Source organism: Arachidicoccus sp., from assembly GCF_050436765.1.
Taxonomy (GTDB): Bacteria; Bacteroidota; Bacteroidia; order Chitinophagales; family Chitinophagaceae; genus Arachidicoccus.
The window spans coordinates 1-11916 of record NZ_JBNQGD010000014.1 but is presented as its reverse complement, the minus strand read 5'-3'; the positions used below and the strand labels follow the sequence as shown (position 1 = coordinate 11916).

The window sequence follows — 11916 nt, the reverse complement described above, 5'->3', positions numbered from 1 at the left end:
ATTTTAGTTGCTGGGAAAAATTTTGGCTGTGGTTCCTCCCGAGAACATGCAGCCTGGGCAATCAAAGATTATGGTTTCGATGCAGTTGTATCGAGCTTCTTCGCAGATATATTTAAAAATAATGCACTGAACAATTTCTTGCTGCCCGTGCAAGTGAGTGAAGCCTTTCTGCAAAAATTATTTGACGCCATTCATCATGACACAAATGCAGAAATTGAAATCAACCTGGAAGAACAATACATTAAAATACTGGCAACGGGTGAGCAAGAAGGATTCGACATCAATCAATACAAAAAGACTTGTATGTTAAATGGATTTGATGATATCGATTATCTATTAAATATGCGAGAAGAAATTACCGCATTTGAAAAAACACAAGCCTAATTTTTTTTATATGCCTGAAATAAAATGGAACGCAGAATTATATGACAACAAACACAGTTTTGTTGCACAATATGGTGAGGACCTCATAGGGCTTCTTCAACCAAAACCCGGTGAACGTATTTTAGATTTGGGTTGTGGCACAGGTACTTTAACTAAAGACATTTCAGAGTCGGGAGCAGAAGTAATTGGTATAGACGCTTCCCCTGAAATGATAGAAAAGGCAAAAGCTGCGTATCCTGAAATAGCTTTTGAGGTTGCAGATGCATCAAATTTCTCTTTTGAAGATAAATTTGATGCCATTTTCTCCAACGCCGCACTGCATTGGGTTACTGAATATGAGGCGGCAATAACCTGCATCTTCAACAATTTAAAATCCGGGGGCCGTTTGATTTTGGAAATGGGTGGAAAAGGCAATGTCAAAAGTATCACCGATGCAATAAAAACAGCCATGAAAGCAGAGGGATTAATGGAAAAAATTCCAACTGATTTTTGGTACTTCCCTTCTTTGAGCGCCTATACATCTTTATTAGAAAAACAGGGATTCCGGGTAGAATTAGCACATCATTTTGAAAGACCTACCAGACTTTCGGGACTAGACGGAATGAAAAACTGGATAGAAATGTTTGGCAATTTTTTCTTTAAAGGCATCTCTTCCGAACAAGCGGAAACAGTTATAAATAGAGCAGTTGAACAATTACGGCCCCATAACTTTAGGAATAATACCTGGCACGCCGACTATCAGCGTTTACGTATAAAAGCAATAAAAGCATAATGGCAAAGGCGAGCATTATAGCAAAAAATATAGTAGCGAAGCAACCGGGCGGGTTTGCTTTGGAGGCTATTTCATTTGCCTTAAATAAAAATGAAAACCTCGCAATCACCGGAGCATCAGGCAGTGGAAAGACAACCTTGGCGCAGGCTTTATGTGGAAAACTCTTTATTACCGGAGTATTAGAAATAAACTATCAGGAAAATACCGAACTATTATCCAAAGCCGTCTTAATTGCACAGCGTTATATCTTTAAAAATCGCAGCAATACCGTTGACGGCTATTATCAACAACGCTACAACAGCACTGAAAATGAGGATGCTTATACGGTTGTAGAAGAATTAAAAACCATTTTAGACAACGAAGAAAAGATCGATTTTTTACTAAATGAATTGTCTATCCTTTATTTAAAAGAAAAACCCATTTTGCAACTGTCTAGCGGTGAGCACAAAAGGTTTCAATTAATAAAAGCCCTCTTAAACCCAACGCAATTGATGATTCTGGACGAACCATTTATTGGGCTGGATGTAGAAAGTCGTAAAAAATTAAACGATATTTTATCCGATGTTTCAACAAAAGGCACGCAATTAATAATTATTGCCGGAGCGCATCATCATTTTCCCAACTGTGTTACACACGTATTGGAACTCGAAAATGGTAAACAAAGGACATTTACAGAGAGAGAAAATTTTGAAGTAAAACATCGGCACCAAACGCATCATTTTGATAGTTCAAAGCTACCACTGAAAGAAAATGATTTTAATTTTTCTTTCGCGATAAAAATGATAAATACTTCCGTAAAATATGGTGACAGAACCATTTTGAACAAAATAAATTGGGCGGTTAAAAAAGGTGAGCGCTGGCTATTAAAAGGGCATAATGGTGCAGGTAAATCAACTTTATTGAGCCTGGCATATGGCGATAACCCTCAGGCTTATGCCAACGAAATCTATTTGTTTGATAGACGACGCGGTACAGGCGAAAGTATTTGGGATATCAAAAAGAATATCGGTTTTATGTCGCCTGAGTTACATGCATTCTTTGATAAAAATATTTCTTGCTTTGAAGCTGTTGCCTCTGGATATTTTGATACAATGGGATTGTATAAAAAATTACAAGAACTACAAATACAAAACATTGATAATTGGCTAAAAGCATTGGATTTAGAAGATCTTAGGAATACAAGGCTTTCCTCTATTTCGTCGGGGAAACAGCGCCTCATTCTACTTATTCGTGCTTTAATTAAAAACCCTCCTTTGCTGGTTTTGGACGAACCTTGCCAGGGTCTGGATGAATTTCAAACAGAAGCATTTATAAAATTAGTGGATGATATTTGTGAAAAAAACAACACCACATTAATATATATAAGCCACTATGATAATGAAGTGCCCAATTGTATAACTAAAATATTGATGTTGGAAAATGGTGTTGGAGAATCCTTATTAATAAGAAAAGTTCAATCCGTTACAATTGTGAATTATAAAAAACCATCCGCTCCTAATAAAATTTTAAATAACAATTAATATAAAATACCTATTCAGACAATGGAAAAGAATATCACGGTCATCCTTGGAGATGGCATCGGTCCAGAAGTTACAGAGCAATCAATAAAAATACTTAATGCGATTGGCGAACAATTTGGTCACAAGTTCAATTATGATTATCAATTAATGGGTGCTATTGCTATTGATGAGACCGGCAATCCCCTTCCCGATGCAACAATTGAAAGTTGCTTAAAAAGCGATGCCGTATTATTTGGTGCAATCGGGCATCCAAAATACGACAATGATCCTACGGCGAAAGTGCGGCCTGAACAAGGTTTGCTAAAAATTCGCAAGTCATTGCAATTATACGCAAACATACGTCCCATCAATACCTACCCTGCTTTACAGCATCTTTCTCCATTAAAACAAGAAAGATTAGATGGCGCAGATTTCATCATTTTTAGAGAGTTAACCGGCGGCATTTATTTTGGCGAGAAAAAAATAAATGAGGAAAAAACATTAGCATCCGACCTTTGCGAATATTCAAGAGAAGAGATTGAACGCATTGCCCATCTTGCCTTTCATTTTGCACAAAAACCAGAACGCAGACAAAAACTTACATTGGTAGATAAGGCGAATGTACTAGAAACATCGCGCCTATGGCGCAAAGTGGTCCAAGAAATCGCACCGCAGTATCCGGATGTGAAGGTAGATTATATGTTTGTAGATAATGCTTCTATGCAAATCATCGTCAACCCGAAGCAATTTGATGTTGTACTGACAGAAAATATGTTTGGAGACATTATTAGTGATGAAGCAAGTGTGCTGAGTGGCTCACTTGGCTTGTTGCCATCTGCTTCCGTTGGGACGGGGACTGTTTTGTTTGAACCTATTCACGGTTCTTATCCTCAGGCAGCGGGGAAAGACATCGCTAATCCAATAGGATCTATACTTTCAGCAGCTATGATGCTAGAATATTTTGGAATGAATGAAGAAGCAGCACTCGTGCTTAATGCAGTAGCTTGGACCTTATCACATGGATTTGTTACGCAAGATATAGATGCACAAAATAATTATGGAACCAGTGTTATAGGTGAATTAATTAAAGACTTTGTAGAACAAAAATTGCCAGTCGACATTAATAAAAAATATATGGAACTAGGCAAATCAACGATTATTTAACATGTTCGAGAATGCACATAATAAGGAGGTAATTAATCAGTTTACGCTGCAAGCAGTTCCATTTACCGAAAAAACGGAGCATTCAGATGCGTTACAATTATTGGTAGACTTAGCGCAAACTTCTGCTCAGGATACAGTATTGGATGTAGCATGTGGGCCAGGTTTAGTTTTGTGTGCATTTGCAAAGATAGCAAGGCGAACTACCGGTATTGACATTACTCCCGCTATGTTGGAACAGGCAAAAAAGCGGCAGGGGCAAGCGGGATTAGAAAATATGCAATGGGATTTGGGTAATGCAGAGAGATTACCTTACCCAGACGGTTCATTTTCTATAGTGGTGTCTCGATATAGTTTTCATCATTTTGAGCATCCTGAAAAGATTCTGCGTGAAATGTATCGTGTCTGCCAGAATAATGGAAGAATTTTAATAGCAGATTTCACTTTGCCGGAAGAAAATTTACCCGCATTTAACGCAATGGAAAAATTGCGAGACAGCTCTCATGAGCAAGCCCTTAGTTTGCAGGCATTTTTGGATATGTTTAAAAAATGCGGGATGAAAGAGATAGATTATACTTCCTACAATATAGACATGAAGCTGGAAGATCAGTTGACAGCATCGTTTCCTAATGATAACGATACCGATACAATAAGACGGCTGTTTAAAGAAGATTTGAAAGAAGATAAAATGGGTATTAAAACACGGTTAATTAACAATGAAATGCATTTCACTTACCCTATCAATGTCTATATTGGCAATAAGTGAGAGCGAATGATTCTGGATGTCAATAAAAAATTGACAAAAGTTCTTTAATAAAAAATAAATTTTCTACATTTGTTCTCTAAGAGATGAGAAACAGTGTAAAAAATATAATCCGTGATATTACCCATATTATTTTGGTGATAGTCATTATTCCTTCAAAAAAAGGAAGTGGATTTGTTTTGTAACACACAAAATAAATTTTGAGAACCACTTCCCAACGGAGGTGGTTTTTTTATGCTTAAAAAAGTAAAAAAATTTCGAACATAATTAACGAGGGAACATCAATACTTAATAATAAATAAAATAAAATGAACGAATTAAATAAATACTCCAAAACGCTTACTCAAGACGAGACACAGCCAGCAGCACAGGCGCAATTGTATGCCTTAGGCTTGACGGATGAAGACCTTAAGAAAGCACAAGTGGGTATTGTAAGCATGGGTTATGATGGAAATCCTTGTAATATGCATCTCAATGGATTGGCAGCAGATGTAAAAAAGAGCGTTTGGGCAAATGATTTAGTGGGTCTGATTTTTAATACCATTGGTGTGAGTGACGGGATGAGTAATGGTACAGACGGTATGCGCTATTCACTTGTAAGCCGGGATGTAATTGCCGATTCAATTGAAACTGTTTGCGGTGCGCAATATTATGACGGCTTAATTGCTGTTCCGGGTTGTGATAAAAACATGCCAGGCTCTATTATGGCGATGGGCCGTTTAAATAGACCATCTATAATGGTTTATGGCGGCACAATAGCACCGGGACATTACAAAGGACAAGATCTAAACATCGTTTCGGCATTTGAAGCATTAGGCCAAAAAATAGCCGGGCAATTGGATGAAGCAGACTTTCAGGGAATTGTAAGAAATAGTTGCCCGGGTGCCGGTGCTTGTGGCGGAATGTATACGGCTAACACTTTGGCCTCTGCCATTGAGGCCATGGGAATGAGTTTACCTTATTCCAGCAGTAATCCAGCATTAAGCGAGGAAAAGAGAAATGAATGCGCAGAAGCCGGAAAAGCCATTCGTATTTTACTTGAAAGAGACATCAAACCTCTGGATATTATGACTCGTGCTGCATTTGAAAATGGCATAACAGTAATTATGGTTCTTGGCGGCAGTACCAATGCAGTGTTACACATGATTGCAATGGCAAAAAGTGTAGGCATATCCGTAACACAAGATGATTTTCAGAGAATCAGTGATAGGGTTCCTGTATTGGCCGACTTCAAGCCAAGCGGCAAATATCTGATGCAAGATCTTCATGAAAAAGGAGGCGTACCGGCTGTAATGAAATATTTATTAAAAAATGGATTACTCGATGGCAACTGTTTAACGGTTACTGGAAAAACCATTGCTGAAAATCTAGAGACCGTTCCCGACTTAGATTTCGAAACGCAAGATATCATTCGCTCATTGGACAATCCAATTAAAAAGACGGGACATTTGCAAATATTATACGGCAACCTTGCAGAAAAAGGAAGTGTCGCTAAAATTAGTGGCAAAGAAGGAGAAAAATTCACTGGCCCGGCAAGGGTGTTTGATGGAGAAAAAAATCTTATCGCAGGAATCACCAATGGCAAAGTAAGAGCTGGCGATGTTGTAGTAATTAAAAACGAAGGTCCAAAAGGCGCTCCTGGTATGCCTGAAATGCTAAAACCCACGTCGGCAATAATTGGCGCTGGTTTGGGAAAATCCGTGGCCTTAATTACGGACGGCAGATTTAGCGGTGGCACTCACGGTTTTGTGGTGGGACACATTACACCCGAAGCTTATGAAGGTGGCTTGATTGGCTTGGTAAATGATGATGACATTATTGAAATAGATGCCGTAAACAATACGATTATATTGAAAGTTTCTGAGCAGGAAATAGCACAACGTAAAGCCAACTGGAAACAACCACCTTTAAAGGTTAAGAGCGGTGTATTGTATAAATATGCTAAACTAGTAAAAGATGCATCAGAGGGTTGTGTCACAGACGAAGATTAATCAAAATAATTAGTCACAAATTGTGACAGGTTGACAAAACATTAAAGGTGCTACACCCCCTTTCGCCTTAGAGAACAAGGTGTAGCAAAGTTGGCGCAGGAACAAGCAGAGATAAAGCTATTGAACTGAATATTGCTATAACGAGGACTTATATAGAGATTAGAAAATACGCTTAAGCAGCAGATCTAGAAGAATGAATTGAAAGAAATGAAGGCAGAGATGAAAAAATAGCAAAAAGGAAATGGCGGAAGCGAAAGAATAGGATTTAAGAAATAAGTGAAATATGGAAGCTGGACGACTGAAAAATAATAAAACGATTATAATAAGATATTCTTTATTCCTATTCTTTTTACTTTCCCTGAGTCAATTCGAAGTAAGTGCGCAAAGCAAAACGCACACATTATTATGGGAAATAAGCGGTAATGGTTTAACAAAGCCTTCCTATTTATTAGGATCGATGCATACAATAGATGGAAATATGTTTACAACTAGGTATAAAATAATAAAAAATAAACTAAAATCAACGGCGATGTTAGTGTCATAAACAGACCTAAACGATAGTGAACCTCCTGTTGACAGAAGCATTCTTTATTTTCAAAAAGACTCCACTATTCAATCTATACTATCCAAAGACCAGTTTGACAGTCTGGTAAATTATATAAATAGACAAACGAAAGATAACCAAGAAATTCTTCATAACCTGATTAAAATGAAACCGCAATTATTAATGATTGCTATACAGCTGATCCAGGGGAGCCCCACTCAGGTTGAAGATACTACCAGTAATTATATAGGAATGGATGAATTTCTTTTAAACTATGCAAAAGAAAATGGACTGAAAACGCAAGGATTAGAAGGCCCTAAAGAACGTTCTACCGCTTTATTAAATACGGTAACTACCCCAAAAGCTATCGACAGGATATTTGAGGAAATAAAAGAAAGTAATACAGCGAGTAGCATCCTGTCCCGCAATGATAACCTAATTGATAAAGACAGTCTGGACTTTGTTCAGTTGAATATAAACTACGATTTTCAATATAAAGTAAAATCTATCATGAATGATTATGGAGGAGTAATTGCCCGCAATAAACTGTGGATAAGCAGACTCCCTCAATTAATAAAAGCCCAAAGTTGTTTTATAGTCGTCGGATTGGATCATTTAAAGTATAATTTTGGGTTAATTAAACAACTAAGAAAATTAGGGTATAAAGTTACACCCGTCAGCATGAATTGATGTTTGTAACAGAGTCGAAATAGGCAAATTGTACGGTCGATATTATCAATAAGAATATTAAGAATTGTCAGTTCAGAATTATAAATCAGATATTTAAATCATAAATATTAAGAATTATGGAAACATTAGAGATCACAAAAGAAGAAGAGGCCATAAAGGCCGCTCAACCTACAACTTCCATTTCCGGCGGTCAAGCAGTTTTGGAAGCATTAATCGCGGAAGGTGTAAAAACCATTTTCGGCTATCCCGGTGGCGCTATTATGCCTATCTACGATGCATTATACGACTATAATGATAAATTGGAACATATTTTGGTCCGCCACGAGCAGGGCGGTATTCACGCTGCACAGGGCTTCGCACGCAGCTCGGGAAAAGTAGGTGTTGTGTTTGCAACCAGTGGTCCCGGTGCCACCAACTTAGTCACAGGTATTGCAGATGCAATGATTGATAGTACTCCATTGGTTTGTATTACCGGACAAGTATACGCGCATCTTTTAGGTACAGATGCCTTCCAGGAGACAGACGTAGTAAATATTACCACACCAGTAACCAAATGGAATTATCAGATTACAGAGGCTTCTGAAATTCCGCATATTTTAGCTAAAGCGTTTTACATTGCTAAAACCGGAAGGCCCGGCCCTGTTTTGATAGACATTACTAAGAATGCGCAAATAGAAAAATTTGATTATCAAGGTTATACCCCTTGTACACATATTCGCAGCTACAGGACTAAACCCAAAGTTCGGAAAGAATACATTGAGCAAGCTGCACAATTAATTAATGAAGCAAAAAAACCATTCGTATTATTTGGCCAGGGGGTAATATTAGGCAACGCGGAAAAAGAGTTTACCCGTTTTATTGAAAAAGCCGGATTACCTTCTGGTTGGACTATTTTAGGAGAAAGCGCCATAGCTTCCGATCATCCGTTGAATGTGGGGATGTTAGGAATGCACGGGAATTATGCGCCCAATGTCTTAACCAATGATTGTGATGTATTAATCGCTGTAGGGATGCGTTTCGACGACCGCGTTACGGGGCGTTTGGATAAATATGCCAAACAAGCTAAAATTATTCATTTGGATATTGATCCCGCAGAGATTGATAAAAATGTACAGACTACTGTTCCTGTTTGGGGTGACTGTAAAGAAACACTTCCAATGCTTACAGAATTATTGGACAAAAAAGAACACAAAGAATGGTTACAGCGTTTTCGTGATTTGGAACAGCAAGAAATAAAGGAAGTCATTCATGAAGAGCTCAATCCTTCCAGCGAAATAATGTCCATGGGCGAGGTAATAAAGATTTTAAATGAATTAACCAATGATGATGCAATTATAGTATCTGATGTGGGACAACATCAAATGGTAGCTTGTAGATATGCCAAATTCAAAAACTCACGCAGTAATATTACTTCCGGTGGTTTGGGGACAATGGGCTTTGGACTTCCTGCAGCAATAGGTGCTAAATATGGTGCACCCGACAGGACGGTGGTGGCTATCGTTGGTGATGGAGGTATTCAAATGACCATTCAAGAATTGGGAACCATTATGCAGTTTGGGACAGATGTGAAAATTTTAATTTTAAACAATCAGTTTCTGGGGATGGTACGTCAGTGGCAACAACTATTTAATGACAAGCGTTATTCCTTTGTAAATATTACGTCACCCGACTTTGTTACCGTAGCAAATGGATACCATATTGCTGCCCAAAAAATCGACAAGCGTGAAGATTTAAAAGGCGCATTGCAAGAAATGCTTAATTACAAAGGCGCTTATCTTTTAGAAGTAATGGTTGGCAAAGAAAACAACGTGTTTCCGATGGTACCACAGGGTTGTAGCGTGAGCGAGATTCGTCTTAAATAAAATGTAAAAATGGTTACAGAATTAGCATTATTGACCGTAAAAAGAGACTTGTCTAAAGAGTTTCTGCAATCTTTTAAAGAAGCAGAAAAAATAATTGAATCTTCAAGCGGGTATATAAAACACGAATTACAAAAATGTGTAGAGCATGAAAATAAGTTTATACTTCTGGTAAAATGGGAAACGTTAGAAAACCATACCGAAGGATTTCGTAAAAGTGAAAATTATAAAAAATGGAAAGCATTACTGCATCACTATTACGAGCCTTTCACTGAAGTAGAACATTATATTCAAACAAATTGATTCGTGGCATTAAAATTTATATTCAATTTGCTAGCGAAACACCATATGGGTATGCACCAAAAACAAATTTAAATTTCATTAAAAAAATCAATGAAGTTTCAAAAATTATAGCAACAATAGTTATTAACGCAAAAGTAAAGCAGTTTTACTTTTAATTTTTACTTTTTAATTATGAACAAACAAGAATATACGCTCAGCATCTTCACCGAAAACCAAATCGGTCTGCTTAACCGCATCGCCATCATGTTTTCACGCCGGAAAATAAATGTTGAGAGTTTAAATGTATCTCCAACAGAAATTGAAGGTATTTCACGTTTTACCATTGTCATCAACGAAGTGGAAGACGTTGTAAGCAAATTGAGCCGTCAAATTGAGAAACAGGTAGAAGTCTTAAAAGCGTATTACAACACGAATGATGATGTAATCTGGCAAGAGCTTGCTTTATACAAAGTACCTACAAATGTTATCTCTGAGAAGGCAAAAGTAGAAAGGCTTCTTCGTGAATATGGGGCACAAGCTGTGGCTATTCGCAGTGACTACACGGTATTTGAGACTGTAGGACATCGTCAAGAGACTGACGGATTGTTGGAGGCATTGGCTCCCTATGGCTTGATAGAATTTGTCCGTAGCGCTCGTGTGGCTATCATAAAGAATAGCGAAGGTTTTCACTTGAAATTGAAAGAATTTGAACAGCAAGAACCTTCGGAAGCGATCATTGAAAATGAGTTTCTAGACAAAAGAGATGAAGTATTTACAATGTAATCTCAATAAATAAATAAATAATAAATGACAGATCTCAGTTTAAAATACATTCTACGAATCAGAGAATTATTCATCGAATTGGTTAATGGTCTTAGTATCGAAGCATTAAATGAAATTCCCGAGGGTTTTAATAACAATATTGCCTGGAACTTCGGTCATAGCATTATTAGCACACAAGGGTTATGCTACCTGCGTTCCGGTGTACAGCCTGCTATGGAAATCCCCCTTGTGGAAAAATACAGAAAAGGTTCTAGGCCAGAAAGTTTTATATCAAAAGCTGAAATTGACGATTTAAAAGCACAAGCAATCGCCTATCTTGACCAAATTAAGAACGACTTGGCATCCGACCGGTTTAAAAACATAACCCCCTACTCTACGGCAACCTTTTCTTATGAAATGAATACCATCGAAGAGGTAATAACCTGTTGTTTGGCACATGAAACCTTACATTACGGTTATGCTTTAGCTTTAACAAAAAGATTAAAATGATTGATGTGCAAGTAGAAAAAATTATTCCGGTATTACGCATTTTTAATTACCAGAAAGCTATAGAATTTTATATAGACTGGTTGGGCTTCAAAATAAATTGGGAACATACTTTTGACGAAAATGCCCCCGTTTATATGGAGATTGAAAGAGAAGGATTAGTTTTGCATTTGAGTGAACACCACGGCGACGGCACACCTGGAACAAATGTATTTATATGGTGCAATGAAGTTCGGTCGTTTCACGAAGAAATTATTAATAAAAAATATAAATACAACAAACCCGGACTCGAGGAAACTTTTTATGGATCATTGGCCTGCACAGTCATTGATCCTTTTCATAACCAAATTTCATTTAACCAAAAATTGGAAAAAAGCATTTAAATTTTTCATTAAACAAAAACAAAAAATAGAAACAAAATGGCAAAATTAAATTTTGGCGGCGTTGAAGAAAACGTAGTAACCCGCGAAGAATTCCCGCTTTCAAAAGCTCAGGAAGTTTTGAAAGATGAGACTGTAGCCGTGATTGGTTATGGTGTTCAAGGTCCAGGTCAGGCGCTAAACCAACGCGATAATGGTATCAACGTAATTGTTGGTCAACGTAAAAATTCAAAGTCTTGGGACAAAGCGGTTGCCGATGGCTTCGTACCCGGCCAAACTTTATTTGAAATTGAAGAAGCATTAGAAAAAGGAACAATCATCT

Annotated in this window: 12 protein-coding genes and 1 pseudogene; all 13 read left to right on the top strand. The window is 37.5% G+C overall.

Annotation, left to right across the window (positions count from 1 at the left end; genetic code table 11):
• Positions 1 to 384: 3-isopropylmalate dehydratase small subunit (leuD, locus tag ACQR30_RS00630; protein ID WP_429729794.1), on the top strand; the 384-nt coding region annotated here is incomplete at its 5' end.
• Between the two features lie 10 nt (positions 385 to 394).
• On the top strand, positions 395 to 1156 hold the full coding sequence (locus tag ACQR30_RS00625) for a class I SAM-dependent methyltransferase (protein WP_429729791.1): 762 nt from the start codon (positions 395 to 397) through the stop codon (positions 1154 to 1156).
• The gene (locus ACQR30_RS00620; RefSeq protein ID WP_429729788.1) at positions 1156 to 2676 is read left to right on the top strand and encodes an ATP-binding cassette domain-containing protein; all 1521 of its coding nucleotides are present in this window, start codon (positions 1156 to 1158) and stop codon (positions 2674 to 2676) included. Before ACQR30_RS00625 ends, ACQR30_RS00620 begins: the two co-directional genes overlap by 1 nt.
• Positions 2677 to 2697: 21 nt before the next feature.
• The gene (gene leuB, locus ACQR30_RS00615) at positions 2698 to 3819 is read left to right on the top strand and encodes a 3-isopropylmalate dehydrogenase (protein ID WP_429729785.1); all 1122 of its coding nucleotides are present in this window, start codon (positions 2698 to 2700) and stop codon (positions 3817 to 3819) included.
• 1 nt (position 3820) lies between these two features.
• Positions 3821 to 4582 (top strand): class I SAM-dependent methyltransferase, encoded by a 762-nt coding sequence (locus ACQR30_RS00610; RefSeq protein ID WP_429729782.1) that lies wholly within the window; start codon positions 3821 to 3823, stop codon positions 4580 to 4582.
• A gap of 305 nt (positions 4583 to 4887) precedes the next feature.
• Positions 4888 to 6570, top strand: coding sequence for a dihydroxy-acid dehydratase (gene ilvD / locus ACQR30_RS00605; RefSeq protein WP_429729779.1), 1683 nt, complete (start codon positions 4888 to 4890; stop codon positions 6568 to 6570).
• Between the two features lie 583 nt (positions 6571 to 7153).
• Complete coding sequence (locus ACQR30_RS00600) at positions 7154 to 7804, top strand: TraB/GumN family protein (protein WP_429729796.1); 651 nt, start codon at positions 7154 to 7156, stop codon at positions 7802 to 7804.
• Positions 7805 to 7920: 116 nt separating this feature from the next.
• Positions 7921 to 9666 (top strand): biosynthetic-type acetolactate synthase large subunit, encoded by a 1746-nt coding sequence (ilvB, locus tag ACQR30_RS00595; RefSeq protein WP_429729776.1) that lies wholly within the window; start codon positions 7921 to 7923, stop codon positions 9664 to 9666.
• Positions 9667 to 9675: 9 nt separating this feature from the next.
• Positions 9676 to 9966 (top strand): antibiotic biosynthesis monooxygenase family protein, encoded by a 291-nt coding sequence (locus ACQR30_RS00590; protein ID WP_429729773.1) that lies wholly within the window; start codon positions 9676 to 9678, stop codon positions 9964 to 9966.
• A 171-nt stretch (positions 9967 to 10137) separates the two neighbouring features.
• Positions 10138 to 10728 (top strand): acetolactate synthase small subunit, encoded by a 591-nt coding sequence (gene ilvN, locus ACQR30_RS00585; protein ID WP_429729770.1) that lies wholly within the window; start codon positions 10138 to 10140, stop codon positions 10726 to 10728.
• 24 nt (positions 10729 to 10752) lie between these two features.
• Entirely contained in the window at positions 10753 to 11217 is a 465-nt protein-coding gene (locus ACQR30_RS00580) for a DinB family protein (protein ID WP_429729767.1), read from the top strand.
• On the top strand, positions 11214 to 11597 hold the full coding sequence (locus ACQR30_RS00575) for a glyoxalase superfamily protein (RefSeq protein WP_429729764.1): 384 nt from the start codon (positions 11214 to 11216) through the stop codon (positions 11595 to 11597). The genes ACQR30_RS00580 and ACQR30_RS00575 overlap by 4 nt, the downstream gene beginning before the upstream one ends.
• A gap of 36 nt (positions 11598 to 11633) precedes the next feature.
• Positions 11634 to 11916 (top strand): annotated as a pseudogene (locus tag ACQR30_RS00570) (ketol-acid reductoisomerase); the annotation flags it as partial.

What these genes read in the sequence shown, in the direction of transcription:
- ilvB (WP_429729776.1), top strand. Translation starts at nt 7,921, where the DNA reads ATGGAAACATTAGAGATCACAAAAGAAGAAGAGGCCATAAAGGCCGCT.
- ACQR30_RS00620 (WP_429729788.1), top strand. Translation starts at nt 1,156, where the DNA reads ATGGCAAAGGCGAGCATTATAGCAAAAAATATAGTAGCGAAGCAACCG.
- ilvD (WP_429729779.1), top strand. Translation starts at nt 4,888, where the DNA reads ATGAACGAATTAAATAAATACTCCAAAACGCTTACTCAAGACGAGACA.
- ACQR30_RS00575 (WP_429729764.1), top strand. Translation starts at nt 11,214, where the DNA reads ATGATTGATGTGCAAGTAGAAAAAATTATTCCGGTATTACGCATTTTT.
- ACQR30_RS00625 (WP_429729791.1), top strand. Translation starts at nt 395, where the DNA reads ATGCCTGAAATAAAATGGAACGCAGAATTATATGACAACAAACACAGT.
- ACQR30_RS00610 (WP_429729782.1), top strand. Translation starts at nt 3,821, where the DNA reads ATGTTCGAGAATGCACATAATAAGGAGGTAATTAATCAGTTTACGCTG.
- ilvN (WP_429729770.1), top strand. Translation starts at nt 10,138, where the DNA reads ATGAACAAACAAGAATATACGCTCAGCATCTTCACCGAAAACCAAATC.
- leuB (WP_429729785.1), top strand. Translation starts at nt 2,698, where the DNA reads ATGGAAAAGAATATCACGGTCATCCTTGGAGATGGCATCGGTCCAGAA.
- ACQR30_RS00590 (WP_429729773.1), top strand. Translation starts at nt 9,676, where the DNA reads ATGGTTACAGAATTAGCATTATTGACCGTAAAAAGAGACTTGTCTAAA.
- ACQR30_RS00580 (WP_429729767.1), top strand. Translation starts at nt 10,753, where the DNA reads ATGACAGATCTCAGTTTAAAATACATTCTACGAATCAGAGAATTATTC.